The 19,969-nt window shown below is 67.9% G+C and carries 17 protein-coding genes; 8 read left to right on the top strand and 9 right to left on the bottom strand.

Features of this window, described 5'->3' with window-relative positions:
• Together DWF00_RS03750 and DWF00_RS03745 are read right to left on the bottom strand one after the other, a co-directional pair.
• Entirely contained in the window at nt 1-639 is a 639-nt protein-coding gene (locus tag DWF00_RS03750; RefSeq protein WP_114830064.1) for a VOC family protein, read from the bottom strand.
• Nucleotides 640-652: 13 nt separating this feature from the next.
• Nucleotides 653-1,756: a patatin-like phospholipase family protein gene (locus DWF00_RS03745; RefSeq protein WP_181832715.1), complete on the bottom strand. Its 1,104-nt coding sequence runs from the start codon at nt 1,754-1,756 to the stop codon at nt 653-655.
• A gap of 314 nt (nt 1,757-2,070) precedes the next feature.
• Between DWF00_RS03745 and DWF00_RS03740 the strand changes: the two genes are divergently transcribed.
• From DWF00_RS03740 to lexA, 6 genes are all read left to right on the top strand, one after another.
• Entirely contained in the window at nt 2,071-2,688 is a 618-nt protein-coding gene (locus DWF00_RS03740; protein ID WP_114830062.1) for an anthranilate synthase component II, read from the top strand.
• 16 nt (nt 2,689-2,704) lie between these two features.
• Nucleotides 2,705-3,718 (top strand): anthranilate phosphoribosyltransferase, encoded by a 1,014-nt coding sequence (gene trpD, locus DWF00_RS03735; RefSeq protein ID WP_114830061.1) that lies wholly within the window; start codon nt 2,705-2,707, stop codon nt 3,716-3,718.
• Nucleotides 3,719-3,725: 7 nt separating this feature from the next.
• Nucleotides 3,726-4,517 (top strand): indole-3-glycerol phosphate synthase TrpC, encoded by a 792-nt coding sequence (trpC, locus tag DWF00_RS03730; RefSeq protein ID WP_114830060.1) that lies wholly within the window; start codon nt 3,726-3,728, stop codon nt 4,515-4,517.
• Nucleotides 4,514-5,002 (top strand): cyclic pyranopterin monophosphate synthase MoaC, encoded by a 489-nt coding sequence (gene moaC, locus DWF00_RS03725; protein ID WP_114830059.1) that lies wholly within the window; start codon nt 4,514-4,516, stop codon nt 5,000-5,002. Before trpC ends, moaC begins: the two co-directional genes overlap by 4 nt.
• Nucleotides 4,999-6,210, top strand: a complete 1,212-nt coding sequence (locus DWF00_RS03720) for a molybdopterin molybdotransferase MoeA (RefSeq protein WP_114830058.1) — start codon at nt 4,999-5,001, stop codon at nt 6,208-6,210. Before moaC ends, DWF00_RS03720 begins: the two co-directional genes overlap by 4 nt.
• Before the next feature lie 92 nt (nt 6,211-6,302).
• Nucleotides 6,303-7,001 (top strand): transcriptional repressor LexA, encoded by a 699-nt coding sequence (gene lexA / locus DWF00_RS03715; protein WP_114830057.1) that lies wholly within the window; start codon nt 6,303-6,305, stop codon nt 6,999-7,001.
• A 147-nt stretch (nt 7,002-7,148) separates the two neighbouring features.
• Here the strand turns inward: lexA and DWF00_RS03710 are convergent, their stop codons facing one another.
• On the bottom strand, nt 7,149-9,407 hold the full coding sequence (locus DWF00_RS03710; RefSeq protein WP_114830056.1) for a ComEC/Rec2 family competence protein: 2,259 nt from the start codon (nt 9,405-9,407) through the stop codon (nt 7,149-7,151).
• A 158-nt stretch (nt 9,408-9,565) separates the two neighbouring features.
• Between DWF00_RS03710 and gltX the strand changes: the two genes are divergently transcribed.
• On the top strand, nt 9,566-10,984 hold the full coding sequence (gltX, locus tag DWF00_RS03705) for a glutamate--tRNA ligase (protein WP_114830055.1): 1,419 nt from the start codon (nt 9,566-9,568) through the stop codon (nt 10,982-10,984).
• Between the two features lie 275 nt (nt 10,985-11,259).
• Complete coding sequence (gene gltA / locus DWF00_RS03700) at nt 11,260-12,549, top strand: citrate synthase (protein WP_114830054.1); 1,290 nt, start codon at nt 11,260-11,262, stop codon at nt 12,547-12,549.
• Between the two features lie 103 nt (nt 12,550-12,652).
• Here the strand turns inward: gltA and lpxB are convergent, their stop codons facing one another.
• The 6 genes from lpxB to bamA form a co-directional block, all read right to left on the bottom strand.
• On the bottom strand, nt 12,653-13,828 hold the full coding sequence (lpxB, locus tag DWF00_RS03695; protein ID WP_114830053.1) for a lipid-A-disaccharide synthase: 1,176 nt from the start codon (nt 13,826-13,828) through the stop codon (nt 12,653-12,655).
• A complete protein-coding gene (locus DWF00_RS03690) occupies nt 13,825-14,679 on the bottom strand; it encodes an LpxI family protein (RefSeq protein WP_181832714.1) in 855 nt (284 codons plus the stop codon). Before DWF00_RS03690 ends, lpxB begins: the two co-directional genes overlap by 4 nt.
• Complete coding sequence (gene lpxA / locus DWF00_RS03685) at nt 14,676-15,485, bottom strand: acyl-ACP--UDP-N-acetylglucosamine O-acyltransferase (RefSeq protein ID WP_114830051.1); 810 nt, start codon at nt 15,483-15,485, stop codon at nt 14,676-14,678. The genes DWF00_RS03690 and lpxA overlap by 4 nt, the downstream gene beginning before the upstream one ends.
• A gap of 37 nt (nt 15,486-15,522) precedes the next feature.
• On the bottom strand, nt 15,523-15,981 hold the full coding sequence (fabZ, locus tag DWF00_RS03680) for a 3-hydroxyacyl-ACP dehydratase FabZ (RefSeq protein ID WP_114830050.1): 459 nt from the start codon (nt 15,979-15,981) through the stop codon (nt 15,523-15,525).
• Between the two features lie 133 nt (nt 15,982-16,114).
• Nucleotides 16,115-17,176 carry a UDP-3-O-(3-hydroxymyristoyl)glucosamine N-acyltransferase gene (lpxD, locus tag DWF00_RS03675; RefSeq protein WP_114830049.1) on the bottom strand — a complete coding sequence of 354 codons (1,062 nt, stop codon included), beginning with the start codon at nt 17,174-17,176 and terminating at the stop codon, nt 16,115-16,117.
• A gap of 38 nt (nt 17,177-17,214) precedes the next feature.
• Nucleotides 17,215-19,734, bottom strand: coding sequence for an outer membrane protein assembly factor BamA (gene bamA, locus DWF00_RS03670; protein WP_114830048.1), 2,520 nt, complete (start codon nt 19,732-19,734; stop codon nt 17,215-17,217).
• Between the last annotated feature and the right edge of the window lie 235 nt (nt 19,735-19,969).

The raw sequence follows: 19,969 nt of genomic DNA, 5'->3' as shown, positions 1-19,969 counted from the left end.
TCAGTTGAGCTCTCTCAGCCCGGCCGGCGTCTCGATCATCGCCCGATAGCGCAGGCGCTCGCCGCGGCGGATATCGGGCGGGTTTTCGACGCCTAGCCTCTCATAGAGCGCCGCCACGTCCTCGGGCTGCGGATGCTCGACGGTGAACGAGCGCAGCCGGGCGCCGAGCTCCGGCATGGCGGCAATCGACGGAGGATACCCGCCGCGATCGATCACCGAGGGTGCGAGCCCCGCGAGCGGCAGCGCGCCGCCTGGCGGAACCGCGAAGGAGAAGGAGCGCCCCGAGCCCGTGAGCCGGACCTCCTCGCCGAGAATGGCGCCGTGCCGCGCCAGCATGTCGGCGATGCCGGTCGTCCGCGCGACCCAGCCGCGCAGGCGAAAGCCCTCGTCCCAGTTGCTTCGCACCAGCCCGGAATCATCGAGTCCGAACCAGCGCGGGCGCCCGGGGGGCGGCGCAGCGGGGTCGACCGCGATGACCTCGAGATAGACGTCGTCGCCCAGCCGCAGCAGGTGGTTATGTGTGCCCATGCCGTCATGGGCGCGGCCATAGGGGATGTCGAGGTCGAGGCAGCTCCGGACATGGGCGACGCCCTCGGCGAGCGAGGGCGCAATGACGGTCAGGTGATCGCGCTGCAGCATTGCTTCCCTCGCCTCACCGCATCGACAGCGTCGGCGAAAGCGGCGGCTCGGTCTCCCAGGCCTTGCCGCTCTGCGCCTGCTCGAAGCCGAGATCGAAGAGCGATTTCATGTAGTTGGTGTCGAAATCCGAGCGCTGCTTTTCCTGGAAGCTCTCGGGGATCGCCGTGAAGGAGAAGCGGGCTCCGAGGCGCTCGGCCGCAGCCGAGATCGTCCAGATGTTCGCCAGCGCCTGGTACTTCACCAGCGTCGCGATCGAGCGGGTCGCGAGGCCGACGACGGTCTGGACCGAGGCCCGGTATTCCGGCTTCAGCTTGCCGTTGCGGATGACGTAGAGCGAGAGCTTGCGCTGATGGCCGAGATTGCGCTGCGCCGCGCCCTTCAGATCGAGCCCCGGCGGCGCGAAGAATATCTGCGAGGTCACGCCGCCATCGACATGGAGCTCGTCATAGGCCCGGCCATTGCTGGTGACGTTGAGCCGCACTGGCGGGAACACTGCCGGAATCGCGGCCGAAGCCAGCAGGATGTCGACGAAGAGCTTCTTGCGGTCAGGCTGGCCGCTTGCCGCGATCGAGCCCATGTCCCAGATCACCGGGCGCTGCGCATCCAGGTTGGTGGTCTGGACCAGCAGCCGGCGGCCCTTGCGATGCTGGGCGGCGATTTCGTCCAGCAGTGCGTCGGTGGTGTAGCGCTCGATGATCAGCCGCAGCGGCGCGTTGTCGTAGAGCGACTCGCTGAGCAGCCCGAAGACGCCCTTGGTGCGGAAGAGCTGCTCGTCGCCGTAGCGGGTGTAGATCTCGCGCAGCGCATCATCGTATTTCGATCCCAGGAAGACGAAGGGCGCGGCCAGAGAGCCGGTGCTGACGCCGGTCACGGCCTCGAATTGCGGCCTGTCGCCGCGCGCCGTCCAACCAGCGAGGAAGCCGGCGCCATAGGCACCGTCACCACTGCCGCCGGACAGCGCGAGGAAGGTCGCGGCGGACTGGCAGGGACGGCAACCGGAGGCGGCGATCTGCTTGTACTGGTTGTCGAGATACTGGCTGGTGTTCTCGGCGACGGCATCGCCCCAGAAGCGGATCGTGCCGTAGTTGACGACCTCGGCCGTCGCCAGTTCCTCCATTGGCAACGCGCGGGGCCGCTCGCCGGTATTGCATGCGGCAAGCACAAGCGCTGCGCCAACCGCCAGCCATCGCCCGATCTGAGACACTCCAACCATCACGCTACCGCATGCCACCGCCGCTTGACGCAGCCGTGACGGCCGCATCGCATTTATCAAGTGGTTCGCATCATGTCGCCTGCCGGTGCCGTTAGGCAATCGCGAAGGCGTCGATCCGCCTGCGCGGAATGGCTTTGCCGGTACAACAGCTTGACCGGCAGACCCTTGAACGGGCATGACCTTCGCCAACAATCGCGGTCGGGAGGCCGAGAGCGACAATGCGCGTCCTGCTGATCGACAATTACGACAGCTTCACCTGGAACCTGGTCCATCTGATCGGCGGGCTCGGAGCCGAGGTCGAAGTGCGCCGCAACGATGCGCTAAGCGCTGAAGAGGCGCTCGCCGGCGGCCATGACGCGATCGTGCTCTCGCCCGGCCCCTGCACGCCGAACGAGGCCGGCATCTGCCTCGACCTCGTGCGCGAGGGCGCCGCAAGCGTGCCGATCTTCGGCGTCTGCCTCGGCCTGCAGGCGATCGGCCAGGCCTTTGGCGGCGACGTCATCCGCGCACCGCTGCCGATGCACGGCAAGATCTCGACGATCACGCATCGCGCCCGCGGGTTGTTCCACGGCATCAACGGGCCGATCCAGGCGACGCGCTATCACTCGCTCATCGTGGCGCGCGAGAGCTGCCCGACCGAGCTGGAGATCGAGGCCGCGACCGAGGACGGCCTGATCATGGCGCTGTCGCATCGCGAGCTGCCGCTGCACGGCGTGCAGTTCCATCCCGAGAGCATCGCTTCCGAGCATGGCGCGACGATCCTGCGCAATTTCCTCGACCTCGCCGAACGATGGTCGAAGGCGAACAGCCGTGCCGCCCTCACCGAGACAGCCTGAGTTTCCAAGAACGATCATGGACGATTTCAAACCCTTCATCGCCAAGGTGGCGACCGGCGCCTCGCTCTCACGCGAGGAGGCTAGGGACGCCTTCGACACCATCCTCTCCGGCGAGGTCACCAACGCGCAGGCCGCCGCCTTCCTAATGGCTCTGCGCGTGCGCGGCGAGACCACCGAGGAGATCGCGGGCGCGGTCAGCGCCATGCGCGGCAAGATGCTGACCGTGAAGGCCCCGGCCGACGCGATCGACATCGTCGGCACCGGCGGCGACGCTTCGGGCTCCTACAACGTCTCGACGCTGGCCTCGATCATCACCGCAGCCTGCGGCGTGCCGGTGGCCAAGCACGGCAACCGCGCGGCGTCCTCGCGTTCCGGCGCGGCCGACGTGCTGACCGCGCTCGGCGTCAAGGTCGGGCTCGACCCGGCCGGGACCGAGCGCTGTATCGCCGAGGCCGGCGTCGGCTTCATGTTCGCGCCGACGCATCACGCCTCGATGCGCCATGTCGCGCCGGTGCGCACCGAGCTCGGCACTCGCACGATCTTCAACCTGCTCGGCCCGCTCTCCAACCCGGCCGGCGTCAAGAAGCAGCTCGTCGGCGCCTTCTCCGAGACCTGGCTGGAGCCGATGGTGCGGGTGCTCCAGACGCTGGGCTCGCAGCGCATCTGGGCCGTGCACGGCTCGGATGGGCTCGACGAGATCACCACGACGGGCCCGACCCGCGTCGTCTCGCTCGATAGCGGCAAGATCGAGAGTTTTTCGATCAGCCCCGACGATGTCGGGCTGCCGCGCGCCAAGCCGGAAGACCTGCGCGGCGGCGAGCCGGCGCAGAATGCCGAGGCGCTGCGCGCCGTGCTCGACGGCCAGAAGACCGCGTTCCGCGACATCGCCGCCTTCAACGCCGCCGCGGCCCTCGTCGTCGCAGGCCAGGCCGGCGACTTGCGCGACGGCCTGGCGCGCGCCACATCCGCCATCGACACAGGCAAGGCCAAGGCCACGCTGGCGGCGCTGGTCGCAAGCTCGAACGCATGAGGGGGCGATGACCGACATCCTTGCCCGCATCGAAGCCTATAAGCGCGAGGAGATCGCCGCCGCCAAGGCGCTGGTCTCAGAGGCGCAGATCGAAAAGCTGGCTTTGGCGGCAGCGCCGGTGCGCGGCTTCGCCGGGGCGCTGGCCGCGAAACATGCGGCTGGCCGTTCGGCGCTGATCGCCGAGATCAAGAAGGCGAGCCCGTCCAAGGGGCTGATCCGCGCCGATTTCGACCCGCCGGCGCTGGCCAAGGCCTATGCCGAGGGCGGCGCCGCCTGCCTCTCGGTGCTGACCGATGCGCCCTCCTTCCAGGGCCGGCCGGAATTCCTGGAACAGGCGCGGGCCGCGAGCGGCTTGCCGGTGTTGCGCAAGGACTTCCTCTACGAGCCGTATCAGGTCTTCGAGGCCCGGGCCTGGGGCGCCGACTGCGTCCTGATCATCATGGCCGGCGTCGACGATGCGACTGCGCGCGCGCTCAACGAGACCGCCAAGGGGCTCGGCATGGATGTGCTGGTCGAGGTCCATAATGAGGCTGAGCTTGATCGCGCGCTCGGGCTCGACAGCAAGCTGCTCGGCATCAACAACCGCGACCTGCGCAGCTTCCATGTCGACCTTGCGGTCACGGAAACGCTGGCACCGCGCGTTCCGGCCGACCGGATCATCGTCGGCGAGAGCGGCATCTTCACGCCGGCCGACATCGCGCGGCTACAGCGCAGCGGCGTCAATACCTTCCTGGTCGGCGAAAGCCTGATGCGGCAGCAGGACGTCGCCGCCGCGACGCGGGAGCTGCTGGCGGCATGAGCCGGCTCAGCCATCTCGACGCGCAGGGCCAGGCCCACATGGTCGATGTCGGCGACAAGGACGAGACCTCCCGCATCGCCATCGCCGAAGGCCTGGTGCTGATGCAGGCGGCGACGCTGGCCATCGTCCGCGACGGCGAGGCGAAGAAGGGCGACGTGCTCGGCACCGCAAGGCTCGCCGGCATCATGGCAGCGAAGCGCACGCATGAGCTGATCCCGCTCTGCCACCCGCTGCTGATCAGCAAGGTCGCGGTCGACCTCGCGATCGACGAGGCCCTGCCCGGCGTCCGCGTGCGCGCGGAGGTCAGAATGAGGGGCCAGACAGGCGTCGAGATGGAGGCGCTCACGGCCGTCAGCGTCGCCTGCCTAACCGTCTACGACATGGTCAAGGCCGTCGACCGCGCCATGCGGATCGAGGGCATCCGGCTCGTCCATAAATCCGGCGGCAAATCGGGCGCCTACGACATCGCGGAGCCGGCAGCGTGAGCCTCACCCCCGTTCCCGTCGCGCTGAAGGCGCTGATCGACAGCGTACCCGGCGTGATGCCGGCTGAGAGCTTGCCGCTGGCAGCTTGCGCGGGCCGCGTGCTCGCCGAGGATCTGAAGGCACTCCGGACCCAGCCGCCCTTCGCCAACTCGGCGATGGACGGCTATGCGGTACGGGGCGATGACCTTTCCGTTGGAGCCGAGCTGCATGTCGTCGGCGAATCCGCAGCCGGCCGGGCCTTCAACGGCGCGCTCTCGGCCGGCGAGACCGTGCGCATCTTCACCGGCGCGCCTTTGCCGGAAGGCGCCGACACGATCCTGATCCAGGAGAATGCCGAGGGCGTCGGCACCCCGGTGATCAAGGTGCGCGAAGGCGCTCGGAAAGGGCTGTTCGTGCGGCCTGCCGGCCTCGATTTCCGCGAGGGCGAAATCCTGCTCAAGGCCGGCAGCCGGCTCGACAGCGCCTCGCTAGGCCTTGCCGCGGCGATGGGGCACCCGACGCTCTCGGTGCGCCGTAAGCCGCTGGTCGCGATCCTGGCGACCGGTGACGAGCTGGTGCTGCCGGGCGAGCCGGTCGGTCCCGACCAGATCGTCGCCTCGAACAGCTATGCGCTCGCCGCGCTGGTCGAGCAGGCCGGCGCCGCCGCGCTCGATCTCGGCATCGCCCGCGACACGCATGAGGACCTTGCCGAGAAGATCGGCCGCGCCCGCAGCGCCGATGCCGATGTGCTGATCACGCTGGGCGGCGCTTCCGTGGGTGAGCACGACCTCGTGCAGGCGGCGCTGAAGGCGCAGGGCATGGCGCTCGGCTTCTGGAAGATCGCGATGCGGCCGGGCAAGCCGATGATGACGGGCCGGCTCGGCCGCATGGTCGCGCTCGGCCTGCCCGGCAACCCGGTCTCCTCGATCGTCTGCGGCCATCTCTTCGTGCTGCCGCTGGTCGAGGCCCTGCTCGGCATGCCGGAGCCGCAGCGCGACCGCAGCGAGCCGGGCATTCTTGGAAGAGATTTGCCGGCAAATGATGAGCGGCAGGACTATTTGCGGGCCAGTTTGGCGCTGACCGAAGCCGGCTGGCAGGCGACGCCGTTCGAAAAGCAGGATTCCTCGATGCTCGCCGCATTGTCGCGGGCCGACGCCCTCGTCATCAGGTCGGCGTTCGCGGAGTCGGCAAAGCAAAACTCCCCCTGCCGGATCATCCGGCTGCGCTGAGCCCTTTCTCTGGCTCGGCTTGCGGAACACAGCGCGAACATGTATGGTGTTCGTGATTTGTTTCGATTCCGTTTTGGGGGCACTCGCAGGTCATGCTGACACGTAAACAGTTCGAGCTGCTTCGCTTCATCCAGGAGCGCCTGCGCGAGACCGGCGTCCCGCCCTCCTTCGACGAGATGAAGGACGCGCTCGACCTGCGCTCCAAATCCGGCATCCACCGGCTGATCATGGCGCTCGAGGAGCGCGGCTTCATTCGCCGGCTGCCGAACCGGGCCCGCGCGCTGGAGGTGATCAAGATGCCGGAAGGCGGCGGCGGGCCGCAGGCGCCGCGCGCGCGCTTCAGCCCCTCGGTCGTCCAGGGCGGGCTCGGTAAGGCCAAGCCGCCCGCGCCGGAAGAGGACATCCGCTCGATGGTCGCGATCCCGGTGATGGGCCGGATCGCCGCCGGCACGCCGATCTCGGCGATCCAGAGCCGCAGCCACAACGTCTCGATGCCGGCCGACATGCTGGGCGGCGGCGAGCATTATGCGCTCGAGGTCCGCGGCGACTCGATGGTCGAGGCGGGCATCCTCGACGGCGACACGGTGGTGATCCGCCGCCAGGACACGGCCAATACCGGCGACATCGTCGTCGCCCTGATCGACGATGAGGAAGCGACCCTGAAGCGGCTGCGCAAGCGCGGCTCCTCGATCGCACTGGAAGCCGCCAATCCAGCCTATGAGACGCGGGTGCTCGGCCCCGACCGGGTCAAGATTCAGGGCCGGTTGGTGAACCTGTTCCGGCGCTACTGACACTTCGTCATGGACGTTCGGCCCTCGCCGTCATGCTCGGCCTTGTGCCGAGCATCCATGTCTTGCGACCGCGCGGCTTGGATAAGACGTGGTTGGTCGGGACAAGCCCGACCATGACGGTGGAGGCTTCCTGAGCCGCTGCTCAGGTCACTGCAGCCGCTCCAGCTCATCCCCTGCCCCATCCGGCTGCGCTGACGGCGCAGCCGCTGCGGGCTGCGTGACCTGTGCTTGTCGCGGCTTGCGACTCCACGGCCGGTTCGTCTCGGCCTGCTCGGAGAGATGCGCGCGCCAGCCGCTGGCCTGGCTTGTCAACGCCGTCGCGCCATCGCGTGACAATGCCGTGCGGTCGATCAGCTTGGCGGCGCAGGTGGCCGACCAGGGAATCGGCGTGACGACGAGGTCGGCACGCCGGCAATCTTCGGCGATCGCGAGTCGATCGCGGGCATAGGCGATGCTGCGCCCGTTCCTGTCGCGGACGACGCAGCCGAGCGCGTCGCAGGCGGCGCCCTCGCGCAGGCTGGCATCGTCCGGTTTGCGGCTGTCGCCCTCGGCGTTGAGCCATTGCTGCAACACGAAGGGGCTCGGCTTGCCGGCCAGGATGAGCCTACCCTCGGCGCCGCGCACCAGGATGCCGGAGCCGTCGCGCTCGATCAGGATATCGGGCCGCTCCGGCTTTGACGCGACCGCGAGCCCGGCGGCGAAGGGCAGGATCGCGAGATAGCGGATCGGCGTCGTCCAGAGCGTGGCCCAGAGCAGGCCGGCCGCGAAGCAGGCGAGCGCGGCCGGGCCGAAGGCGGGGATGATCAGGCTGGAATGGTCGAAGCTCGCGACCCAATGGGCGAGATCGATGACCCAGCCGGACGCGAGCCCCATCAGCGCCCAGGCCGGCCAGTCCAGCCCGAACGGATAGGCCAGCACGCCGAAGACCGCCGCAGGCATCACGATCAGCGAGACGAAGGGCAAGGCGAGCGCGTTGCCGATCAGGCCGAACGGGTTGAAGGCCTGGAAATGATAGGCGCCGAAGGGCGCTGTGGCGGCCGTCGCGACCAGCGTGGTGACGACGATGCCGATCGCGGCCTGAACGAGCGGGCGCAGCGGCCAGGGCCAGAGCGATGGCGGCTCGCTTTGCCGTCGCTCCTCCCAGCGCTCGGCGAAGGCGATGAGCGCGGCAACCGCACCAAAGGACATCTGGAAGCTCGGGCCGAGCAGCGCATCGGGCTCGCGGATCAGCACGATCATCGCCGCGAACGCTAGGTTGCGCATGCTCAGCGCCGGCCGGTCGACGAGGATCGCGCCGAGCATCACCAGCGTCATGATCAGCGAGCGCACGGTCGCGACCTCCGCGCCGGAGAAGACGCAATAGCTGACGGCGCCGGCCATTGCCGTGAGCGCCGCGAGCTTCTTGATCGGCCAACGCAGCGCCAGCGTCTGCGAGAGCGCCAGCAGCGCCCGGACCAGCCAGAAGATCGTGCCCGCCGCCAGGACCATGTGCAGGCCCGAGATCGAGACGATGTGGTAGATGCCGGCGGCGCGCAGGTCGACATTGGTCGCCTCGGTGATCAGGCCGCGCTTGCCGGTGACCAGCGCCGCAGCCATCGCTCCCGCCTGCCCGCCGCCGATCGTGGCGATGCGCTCGGTCAGGGCGTTGCGCGCTTGGTCGATCGCGGCGCGCAGCCGCAAGTCGAACGGCGCCGGCCAGGGCGGCGGCGACAGGCTGACCTTGCCTGGAATGGTGCCGACGGCGCCGAGGCCACGGAAGAAGGCGTCGCGGCCGAAATCATAGCCGCCCGGCCGAGCCGGCCCCGGCGGCGGCAGAAGCCGCGCGAGGGCGCTGATGTGATCGCCGGGCGCGACCGAGCCGGCCTTGACGTTGACGCGCACGCGCCTGGGCTGCTGCGCCGGCTCGAGTCCGGCAATGCTCGTCACCAGCACGATCAGCCGCGCGCCGCCATCACGCGCCTCGACCGTTTCCACGAAGCCACTGAGCTGGCCGATGCGGGTGCGGTCGAGCATCGGCGCGGCAATGCTCGCTGTACGCCACGCGGCCGCGCCGAAGCCGGCGAAGATCGCGGCGATGGCGATGCAGGCCAACATCGCCGTCCGGCGCGAGCGCAGCAGAATGGCGGAAGCCGAGGCCGCGGCGAAACCCGCCACCGGGGCCCAGAGCGCCGGTTCGCGATCGGCGGCGAAATAGAGCAGGATGCCGAGGCCCATCAGCACCGGCAGCCAGAGGAAGAGCCGGCGGCGCTCGGCCTCGGCCGCGCAGGCTGCAAGCAGGCGCTTGCGCGTCTCGGCAAGCGCAAGTTCCAAACCCGCACCGGGAAAGCGCGAGCGTTCGGGCCGGCCGGGCAAGGCCCAGGCCAAGGCGCCGCGACGCGGTCCAAGCTCCGGCGGCGCCGAGCGCATCCGCCCTCCCCCAAATCCGGCGATGTTGTGCTTAACGCCGGCCCCGACACCATGTTACAGGGGCCGCGCCGGTTGTCATGTCTCCAGAGCCGGCGCGTCGTTTCATTGCCGCAATGCCGGCGTTCTTCTCCTCCCGCCTTTGTCGGAGCCTTCATTTCATGAGTGATGCGGTCGTCACGCGCTTCGCCCCGTCGCCTACCGGATTCCTGCATATCGGCGGGGCCCGCACCGCCCTGTTCAATTGGCTCTATGCGCGCCGCCATGGCGGCAAGATGCTGCTCAGGATCGAGGACACGGACCGCGAACGCTCGACCGAGCCGGCCATCGCCGCGATCCTCGACGGGCTCTCCTGGCTTGGGCTCGATTGGGATGGCGACACCGTCTACCAGTTCCAGCGCGCCGCCCGGCACCGCGAGGTGGCCGAGCAGATGCTCGCCACGGGCAAGGCCTATTACTGCTACGCGACCCAGCAGGAGCTCGAGGAGATGCGCGAGACCGCCCGCGCCGAGGGCAGGCCGATGCGCTATGACGGGCGCTGGCGCGACCGCGACCCGGCGACGGCGCCGGCCGGCGTCAAGCCGGTGATCCGCCTGCGCGCGCCGCAGACCGGCGAGACCATCGTCGAGGACGAGGTCCAGGGCCGCGTCACCTGGCAGAACGAGAATCTCGACGACCTCGTGCTGCTGCGCTCCGACGGCAACCCGACCTACATGCTCGCCGTCGTGGTCGACGACCATGACATGGGCGTCACCCATATCATCCGCGGCGACGACCACCTGACCAATGCGGCACGGCAGAGCCAGATCTACCAGGCGCTCGGCTGGACAGTGCCGAGCATGTCGCATATCCCGCTGATCCATGGCGCGGATGGCGCCAAGCTCTCGAAGCGCCATGGCGCGCTCGGCGTCGATGCCTATCGCTCGATGGGCTATCTGCCGGTGGCGCTGCGCAACTACCTGCTCAGGCTCGGCTGGAGCCATGGCGACCAGGAGATCTTCTCGACCGAGGAGATGATCTCGCTGTTCAACCTCTCCTCGATCGGCCGTTCGCCGGCGCGCTTCGACTACGCCAAGCTCGAGAGCCTGAACGGGCTCTACATGCGCCAGTCGGACGATCGCGACCTGCTCGCGGCGCTGAAGACGATCCTGCCCGAGATCGGCGCGGCCCATGGGCTCGGCCCGACGTTGTCGCCGGAGCTGGAGGCGAAGCTGCTCGCCGCCATGCCCGGCCTGAAGGAGCGGGCCAAGACGCTGGTCGAGTTGCTCGACAGCGCCTCCTACCTCTTCGCCAAGCGCCCGCTCGCGCTCGATCAAAAGGCCGCGATCCTGCTCGACGAGTCGGCGCGCCAGCGCATGCCCGATCTCGCGGCGAAGCTCGCCGCCGTGAACGACTGGACATCGGCGCCGCTTGAGGCGGTCGTCAGGAGCTTCGCCGAGACGCATGCGCTGAAGCTCGGCCAGGTGGCGCAGCCGCTGCGCGCGGCACTGACCGGCCGGGCGATGTCGCCTGGCCTGTTCGACGTGATGGCGGTGCTCGGCCGCGAGGAGACCTTGGCCCGGCTGGCTGATCAATCGTGAACTGGCGCAGGTCCGACCAGCCGTTCGGATCGGTTGAACGGCCCCGGCAAATGAGCTAGTGACGCGACATGTGCCTAGCGTAACATCCCTCTCCCGGGCACAAATATTGCTTGTAAATCAGTCGGATGAACCCGCCAGCCAACTCCTCCGCCAGCCGCACCTGTCATGGGGCCGACATACTTGGCCTCTTCGATGACGGATGCTGGCCGGTAGCCCCGACCGGGGCGAGCGGGACTGAAGACTGAGAAGCAGCGAGTCTGAAAGGATCGGTATCGATGAGCGGAACCACCAGCCAGCTGAGTGTCGACGGCAAGACGGTCGACATGGCGATCAAGACGGGCTCGATCGGCCCCTCCGTCATCGACATCGCCAAGCTCTACGCCCAGACCGGGATGTTCACCTACGACCCCGGCTTCACCTCGACGGCGAGCTGCGAGTCGGAGATCACCTATATCGACGGCGACGCTGGCGTGCTGCTGCATCGCGGCTACCCGATCGAGCAGCTCGCCGAGCATGGCGACTTCCTCGAGACCTGCTACCTGCTGCTGTACGGCGAGTTGCCGACGGCGAGCCAGAAGGCCGATTTCGACTATCGCGTGACGCGCCACACCATGGTGCACGAGCAGATGGCCCGCTTCTTCCAGGGCTTCCGCCGCGACGCGCACCCGATGGCGGTGCTGGTCGGCTCGATCGGCGCGATGTCGGCCTTCTATCACGACTCGACGGATATCTCGGACCCGCAGCAGCGCATGATCGCGTCGATGCGGCTGATCGCCAAGATGCCGACGCTGGCGGCAATGGCCTATAAATACACGATCGGCCAGCCCTTCGTGTATCCGCTGAACTCGCTCGACTACACCTCGAACTTCCTGCGCATGTGCTTTGCGGTGCCGGCGGAGGAGTACAAGGTCAACCCGGTGCTGTCGCGCGCGCTCGACCGCATCTTCATCCTGCACGCCGACCACGAGCAGAACGCCTCGACCTCGACCGTGCGCCTCGCCGGCTCGTCGGGCGCCAACCCGTTCGCCTGCATCGCGGCCGGCACGGCCTGCCTGTGGGGCCCCGCCCATGGCGGCGCCAACGAGGCGGCGCTGAAGATGCTGATGGAGATCGGCAGCGTTGAGAACATCCCGAAATACATCGCCAAGGCGAAGGACAAGAACGATCCGTTCCGCCTGATGGGCTTCGGCCACCGGGTCTACAAGAACTACGACCCGCGCGCCAAGATCATGCAGAAGACCACGCATGAGGTCCTCAACGAGCTCGGCATCAAGGACGACCCGTTGCTCGACGTCGCGATCGAGCTTGAGCGCATCGCGCTGAGCGACGAGTACTTCATCGAGAAGAAGCTCTACCCGAACATCGACTTCTATTCGGGCATCACCCTGAAGGCGATGGGCTTCCCGACCACGATGTTCACCGCCCTGTTCGCTCTGGCCCGCACCGTCGGCTGGATCGCGCAGTGGAAGGAGATGATCGAGGACCCGTCCCAGCGCATCGGCCGGCCGCGCCAGCTCTATACCGGCGCGCCGCAGCGCGAGTACACGCCGATCGGCCGCCGCTGATCAGAGCTTTGAGACAAGGAAGCCGGCGGGATCACTCCCGCCGGCTTTTTTTTGCTTGAGCCGTGCTCGGCTCTTTGAAGCTCATCCGCCTAAAGCTTTGGGCTCAGACGCTCGAGCCACGCTCAGCCAGCAGCGCCAGGGCCGCATCGACCGCGTTGGCAGCCGGGCTCGCCCCAGCCGAGCGCATGATCGCCTCGACCTCGTCGAAACCCGCGAGCTGCGCCGCGCGCGCCGGACCCTCGGCCAGGACGTCGAGGAGTTTGCCGGAGAGCGCCTCCGCCGTCGCGGTCTCCTGGATGAATTCGGGCACGAAGCTGCGGCCGACGATCAGGTTCGGCAGGATGACGCTGGGCAGCTTGATCAGGCGCTTGGCGATGGCGGCCTCCCAATCGGCGCCGCGATAGGCGGCGACGGTCGGCACCTGCGCCAGCGCGAGTTCGAGCGTCACCGTACCGGAAGCGGCGAGCGCCGCGCGCGCGCTGCGGAAAGCTGCGAGTTTGCCGGCCTCGCCCCCGACGAGTTGCGGCGCGAGCGGCCAGGACGCGGCCCTCTCGGCAATGAGACCGTGCAAATGCGGGACGGCCGGCAGCAGGAAGCGCGCGCCGGGCACCGCCTTGGCGATCAGCGCCACCGCCTCGCCGAAGACCGGCATGAGGTGGTTGATCTCGGAGCGGCGGCTGCCGGGGAGGATCAGGATATCGGGCGTGGCCGCATCGTCACGGCGGGTCGCCTCATCGGCATCGGGGCGCAGTTCCGCCAGCCGTTCGACCAGCGGATGGCCGACATAGACGGTCTTCGGCCCGTGCAGCCGCTCAAGCGCCGCGGGCTCGAAGGGCAGCAGCGCCAGGATGCGGTCGACATGCGGCGCCATCCGGCGCGCCCGGCCGGAGCGCCAGGCCCAGACGCTCGGGCAGACCCAATGCGCGATCGGGATCGCCGGGGCGCGCTTGCGGACCTTCTGCGCCACCCGCAGTCCGAAATCCGGGGCGTCGATGGTGAGCAGCAGGTCCGGCTTGAATTCCGCCGTGCCCTTGGCCGCGTCGCTCATCCGCCGCAGCAGGAGCGGCAGGCGGGCGATCACGGGCCCGAAGCCCATCACCGCGATATCGGCCTGCGGGAAGAACGGCTTGAGGCCGTCTTCGATCAGGCCCTGTCCACCAACGCCGGCGAGTTCGAGCGGCCGCTCGCCAAGGCGCTGGCGCAGCACCCTCAGGAAGCGCAGCGCGAGCGCGTCGCCCGAGGCCTCGCCCGCGACGATGACGAGGCGAAAGGGCCTCACGCCACGCCCTCGACGAAAAGGCCGAGTTCGTCGGCAAGCTTGCCAAGGCGGTCGCTGTCGCCGACCAGGACCTTGCCGGCCCGCAAGGCGACACCGGAAAGGCCGGCCTGAGCGAGGTTGCGGAGCGTGTCGGGGCCGATCGCCGGCATGTCGACGCGCAGGTCCTGGCCGTCCTTCGGCGCCTTGACCAGCACGCCGTCGTGCCGCGCGAATTTGAGCCGGCCGGAAGCGACGAGCTCGGCGACGCGCTTGATCATCGCGTCCGTGCCCTCGGCCGCCTCGATCGCGACGACGCGGTGATCGGCGACGATGGCGGCCTGGCCGACGTCGAAGGGGGACAGGGCGGCGAGCAAGGCAAAGCCCTGCTCGATGACGGCGCGCGCCACGGTGGGAGCCTGACGCCGGCCGAGAGCGCCAAGCGGCGCGGTCAATGCCGGCGCGATATCGGCCGGGCCATGGACGCGGTAGCCTTGGTTCTCGAAGAACTGGACGACGCCCTTGAGCAGGTGATCGTCGCCGCCCTGAAAGGCTCGGGCGAAATGCGGCAGGTATTTCAGCGTCGAGGGTTCGGGCAACAGCGAGCCGAAGCTCGGGCGCGGCAGCGCGCCGATCATGACGAGATCGCCGATACCGCGCCGCTTCAGCTCGTCGAGCAACCGGCCGAGCTGGCCGAGGCGATAGGCGCGAACCGAATGGGGCGCGAAATCGCCGGGCTGGGCCGCGCCCTCGATCGCCGCGACGTAGACCTCATGCCCGCGCGCCGCAGCGAGGCTGGCGAGGCGCGGCGGGTATTCGCCACTGCCGGCAATGATGGCGAGCGGGAACGCCGCTTGTGCCGGCGCGGCGCTCACCGGTCGGGCGCGTTGACGTCGCGCGGCACGCAAATGGCCTTGTCGCCGCCCTCGCGGATGAAGTCGAGGATCTCGTGGATCTGCGGATGCGAGGCGAACTCGCTGGCGACATCCTCGACCCGCTCCGACAAGGTGCCCTCGTCGGCGAAGAGCAGGCGGTAGGCGCGGCGCAACTCGTGGATCTGCTCGCGCGTAAAATTCCGCCGCTTCAGGCCGATCAGGTTCAGGCCAGCCAGATGCGCCGGATTGTCCCGCACCATGCCGAAGGGGATGACGTCGTTCAGCACGCCGGCCCCGCCGCCGATGAAGGCATGATCGCCAATGCGGATGAACTGCTGCAGCCCGGCGCCGCCGCTGACAATGACGAAATCGCCAACAGTCACATGGCCGGCACACATGACGTTGTTCGAGAAGATGACGCTGCTGCCGATCTTGCTGTCATGCCCGACATGCGAATTCGCGAGGAAGAAGCAACGGTCGCCGACCGTGGTCGTCATGCCGCCGCCCTCGGTGCCCGGGTTCATGGTCACGCCCTCGCGGATCATGCAATCGGCGCCAATGATCAGGGTCGAGGGCTCACCGCGGTATTTCAGGTCCTGCGGCGGGTGGCCGATCGAGGCGAAAGGGTAGAGCTTGGACCGCGCGCCGACGGTGGTCCGGCCGGCGATCGAGACGTGGCTGATCAGCTCGACCCCATCGCCGAGGACCGCATGGGGCCCGACCGTGCAGAAGGGGCCGATGACCACGCCCTCGCCCAGCTGCGCCGCCGGGTCGACAACCGACATCGGGTGGATAGTCGCGCTCATAGAAGGCCCGTCCTGATTACGGCAGATTGCGGCTGGCTCACGCCACCATCGCGGAGATCTCGGCCTCGGCGACGAGCACGCCGTCGACCTTGGCCTCGCCGCGGTAGAACCAGAGATTGCGCTTGCGGGCGACCTTGGTGAGGTGGAAGTGCAAGGTGTCGCCCGGCACGACCGGCTTGCGGAACTTGGCCTTGTCGATCGTGGTGAAGAGCACCGTGCTGACCGCAGCCTCGTCGATGCCGCGCGCGCTGACCACGAGCACGCCGGCGGTCTGCGCCATCGCCTCGATCATCAGCACGCCCGGGAAGACCGGCCGGCCGGGGAAATGCCCGGTGAACTGCGGCTCGTTGGCGGTGACGTTCTTGATCCCGATGCCGGATTCGTCGCCATTCATCTCGATGACGCGATCGACCAGAAGAAAGGGATAGCGGTGCGGGATGCAGGCCATGATCTTCTGGATGTCGGCCACACCCAGCGATGCAGTCGCTTCGTTCATGCTGTCCCGTCTCCTCTGCGGTCCGATCGGCTGCCGGCCGCAATATCATTCACCAGCGACACTATCCGGCGATGCCGGCTCAGCGTCCGTTTGCCGGAACTTGCCTGAATCGATCAAGCAAATTCGACATGAATCAGCCCTCGGAGCCGCCCGAGATCTTGCTGCGCTTGGCAACCAGCATCTTCAGGAGCGCACTCTCGCGGGCCCAGTTCAGCGCCGGCTGGGCCGGATAGCCACCATAGCGGGCGCCGCGCGGGATATCGCCGGCGACGCCGCTCTGGGCCGCGACCTGCGCGCCCATCCCGACCGTGAGGTGGCCGGCGAGGCCGACCTGGCCGCCGAGCACGACGAAATCCTCAAGCGTCGAGGAACCGGCGATGCCGACCTGCGAGACGATGACGCAATGGCGGCCGATGACGCAGTTATGGCCGATCTGGACGAGGTTATCGATCTTGGTGCCCTCGCCGATCACCGTGTCGCGGCTGGCGCCGCGGTCGATGCAGCTATTGGCGCCGATCTCGACATCGTCCTGGATGATGACGCGGCCGATCTGCGGCACCTTCATGTGGCCCTTCGGGCTCATGGCGAAGCCGAAGCCATCCTGGCCGATGCGGACACCGGGATGAAGGATGACGCGGTTGCCGATCAGCGCCGCCTGTATCGTGCTGCCGGAGCCGATGGCGCAATCGCGGCCGATGCGGACCTGTGGGCCGATGACGGCATGCGAGGCGATCACGGTGCCCGAGCCGATCTCGGCGCCGGGCCCGACCACCGCGCCCGGATCGACCGTGACGTTATCCTCGAGCCGGGCGGTGGCATGGACGAAGGCGCCGGGCGCCACGCCCTGCGAGCCGAAGACCGAGCCGGGCTTCAGCGCCGTCGGGAACAGGCGCGCCAGGATATTGGCGAAGGCATGGTAGGGCGCGGGCGAGACCAGCGCCGTGGTGCCGGCGGGGACGCGCCCGGCGAAACGCGGCGACACCAGGCAGAGGCCTGCTGCTGTCCCGGCCAGGGCGTCGACGTATTTCGCGTTGTCCATATAGGCGACGTCGTTCGCGCCGGCATGTTCGAGCGCGGCGGCGCCGGTGACGCGCCGTGCCGGATCGACGCCGTCAGGCAGCGGCGCGCCCGAAATGGCAGCGACCTCGCCGAAGTCCAGCGAGGTCGCGAGCGGAAAGAACTGAGGTTCTGCCATGAAAAAAGTCCGTTGCGGGGCGCTGCCGCCCCGCCGCGTCAGAAGCGGGCGCCGCCCGAGAAGCGGAAGGCCTGGAGACGGTCGCCGCCGTACTTGGCGAAGCCCTGCGGACCCATGCCCCACTGGCCGTCATCCTTCGACAGCGCGTAAGCATAGTCGAAGCGGATCGGTCCGAGCGGCGACTGCCAGAGCAAGCTGACGCCGACCGAGGAGCGCAGCACGTTCTTGTCGCGAACGCAGGCCACGTTGGTCTGGTAGGCCGACTGGCTCGCAGCCACGGACACATTGAATTGCCGCGCTTCAGAACCGCTCGGGCAGGACACGGGCGAGGTGATGCTCTTGGACCCGCCGTCATAGTTGAACAGCGTACCGGCGTCGGCGAAGATCGCACCACGCAGGCCGAGGTCACGCGGCAGACCCCAGATCGGGAACTGAACTTCGAGCGAACCGCCGAAATAGGTGGTGCCGCCGAGCGCGTTGGCAGTCGGGTCGTTCAGCACGTCGCGCGGGCCGATGCCGGAGGGCGCGAAGCCGCGCACCAGTGTCGGTCCGAGGAAGTAGTGATCGACCATGCGCAGGTCGCCGCTGGTCGCCTGGACGTGGCCGCCCTGGACGCGGACGAAGCCGACGACGTCGTCGAAGATCTCGCGGTAGTAGCGAGCGTCACCGGCAATGCGCAGGAACTTCGAGTCGCCGCCGACGCCGGCGAACTCCGGCTTCAGCTCGGCAACGAAGCCGTTGCGCGGGCTCTGGTAACTGTCGAGCGAGTTGTAGTTGAAGTTCAGGCCGACCAGCGAGGTGAGCGTGGTGCCCTGCGCTTCCTTCACCGCGACCGTGGCTTCGCCGTTGGTCAAGCAGTTATAGCCGTTGACGACGCCGGCCGGAGCACCGGCGGTGCCAGGCGTGATACCCGGGATCGGGAAAGTACAGTCGTTATAGGGCCGGTCGTACTTGTTCGGGATCTCGATCTCAGTCGTGTAGATCGAGTAGCGCGGCGTCACCGAGAACTCTTCGGTGATCGGGAAGGTGAAGCGGACCTGCCCACCGGTCACGCGGCTCTCGAAACGACCGGTGTTGTAGTTGTCGTTGTACTTCGAGAACAGGTCGATGCCGGCTGCGATGCGGTGGCCGAGGAAATACGGTTCGGTGAAGGAGAAGTCGATGCCCTGGGTGCGCTGGCCGATCGTGCCGGCGATGCGGACGAACTGGCCGCGGCCGAGGAAGTTCGATTCCGACAGCGAGACCTCGCCGATCACGCCGTCCGAGGTCGAGTAGCCACCCGAGATCGAGAAGGAGCCGGTCGCCTTGTCCTCGACGTCGATGTTGACAACGACGCGATCGGGAGCACTGCCCGGCTCATTGGTGATGCGGACCTTGGTGAAGAAGCCGAGGTTGTTCAACCGACGCTCGGCGCGGTCGACCATGACCTTGTTATAGGCATCGCCTTCGCCAAGATCGAGCTCGCGGCGCACGACATAATCGCGGGTGCGGGTGTTGCCGCGCACGTTGATGCGCTCGACATAGACCCGCGGGCCCTCGTCGACGACATAGGTGATGCCGATCAGGCGACCCGACGCGTCGCGGTCGCCGCGCGGGCGGACCTGAGCGAAGGCATAGCCGCGGCGCGCCACCTCGGTGGTCAGGTTGACCAGCGACTTCTCGACGTTCTCGGCGTTGTAGGTGTCGCCGGCAGAGGTCGCGACGTAGCGCTGCAGGTTCGCCGGATCGATGTCGCGCAGGGCGGAATCGACCGTAACGTTGCCGACCTTGTATTGCGGGCCTTCATCGACGGTGACGTCGACGATCCAGCCCTGCTGGGCGTCGTCATAGCGGTCGGTATGGCCGACGATGCGGAAATCAGCATAGCCGTTCTTCAGGTAGAAGCGGCGGACCAGCTCGAGGTCGGAGGTGATGCGATCGGGATCATAGACGTCGGAGGTCTTGATCCAGCTCAGGAAATTCGACTCGGTCGTGGTCATCAGGCCGCGCAGGCGGGACGCTGAATAGACGCCGTTGCCGGAGAAGTTGATCTGCTTGACGCCGGTCTTGCCGCTCTCGTTGATCGTGAAGACGACGTCGGAGCGGCCGTTCGGCAGCGGCGCGATGCGGCCGCTGACAGAGGTCGCGGCATAGCCGGAGCGCTTGTAGACCTCGCGCAGGCGCGCCGCGTCGGCGTCGATCAGCGCCTGGCTGAGCGGCCCGCTCGCCTTCGACTGGACCTGCTGGATCAGCACTTCGCTCTTCAGGCGGCGGTTGCCCTCGAAGGCGACGCGGTTGATCGTGTCGTTCTCCTGCACGGAGATGACCGTCTGCGCCCCGCGGCGGCTGACCTGGACATTGGAGAACAGCCCAGTGGCCAGCAGGTTCTGCCGGATATCCTGGGGGCCGCCCTGGGTGGCGTAGTTGCGGATCGTCTCCGCATCCACGCGACGATTGCCTTGGACAATCACGGCTTGCGCAAAAACAACGCCACCGCTTACGGCCAACATGACGGCCGAAAGTCCGACTGATCGAGAGAGCCGCGTTTTGAAAGACCGGCTCTTTTGGGTCGACGTCATCGGGTCGCCTATTCCATTTTCTCAGGTCACCAACCCCGACCGGGGGACCCCGCCTTTTGAGCAGAGGCTTGGCGACATTGCAGACCAATCGCTTCTACAAAGTTTCCGACGAGGTGCAAACGTCCATTGTCGTTAACGAATTATTTTTCACCGGGTCGTGGCCATGAGGCAACGCGCGGTAAATTCGGGCGAATCATGGCCCAGGCGGCCGCGGAATCGCTTCGATTCAGCCCGG

It is taken from the genome of Allobosea caraganae (genome assembly GCF_003351345.1).
Lineage (GTDB): Bacteria > Pseudomonadota > Alphaproteobacteria > Rhizobiales > Beijerinckiaceae > Allobosea > Allobosea caraganae.
Note: the sequence above shows the minus strand (reverse complement) of the source record. Positions and strands in the feature narration are given on the sequence as shown.

Bases quoted from the DNA above. Each gene is read 5' to 3' on its own strand.
- DWF00_RS03750 (WP_114830064.1), bottom strand. From the start codon at position 639: ATGCTGCAGCGCGATCACCTGACCGTCATTGCGCCCTCGCTCGCCGAG.
- DWF00_RS03745 (WP_181832715.1), bottom strand. From the start codon at position 1,756: ATGGAGGAACTGGCGACGGCCGAGGTCGTCAACTACGGCACGATCCGC.
- DWF00_RS03740 (WP_114830062.1), top strand. From the start codon at position 2,071: ATGCGCGTCCTGCTGATCGACAATTACGACAGCTTCACCTGGAACCTG.
- trpD (WP_114830061.1), top strand. From the start codon at position 2,705: ATGGACGATTTCAAACCCTTCATCGCCAAGGTGGCGACCGGCGCCTCG.
- trpC (WP_114830060.1), top strand. From the start codon at position 3,726: ATGACCGACATCCTTGCCCGCATCGAAGCCTATAAGCGCGAGGAGATC.
- moaC (WP_114830059.1), top strand. From the start codon at position 4,514: ATGAGCCGGCTCAGCCATCTCGACGCGCAGGGCCAGGCCCACATGGTC.
- lexA (WP_114830057.1), top strand. From the start codon at position 6,303: ATGCTGACACGTAAACAGTTCGAGCTGCTTCGCTTCATCCAGGAGCGC.
- DWF00_RS03710 (WP_114830056.1), bottom strand. From the start codon at position 9,407: ATGCGCTCGGCGCCGCCGGAGCTTGGACCGCGTCGCGGCGCCTTGGCC.
- gltX (WP_114830055.1), top strand. From the start codon at position 9,566: ATGAGTGATGCGGTCGTCACGCGCTTCGCCCCGTCGCCTACCGGATTC.
- gltA (WP_114830054.1), top strand. From the start codon at position 11,260: ATGAGCGGAACCACCAGCCAGCTGAGTGTCGACGGCAAGACGGTCGAC.
- lpxA (WP_114830051.1), bottom strand. From the start codon at position 15,485: ATGAGCGCGACTATCCACCCGATGTCGGTTGTCGACCCGGCGGCGCAG.
- fabZ (WP_114830050.1), bottom strand. From the start codon at position 15,981: ATGAACGAAGCGACTGCATCGCTGGGTGTGGCCGACATCCAGAAGATC.
- lpxD (WP_114830049.1), bottom strand. From the start codon at position 17,176: ATGGCAGAACCTCAGTTCTTTCCGCTCGCGACCTCGCTGGACTTCGGC.
- bamA (WP_114830048.1), bottom strand. From the start codon at position 19,734: ATGACGTCGACCCAAAAGAGCCGGTCTTTCAAAACGCGGCTCTCTCGA.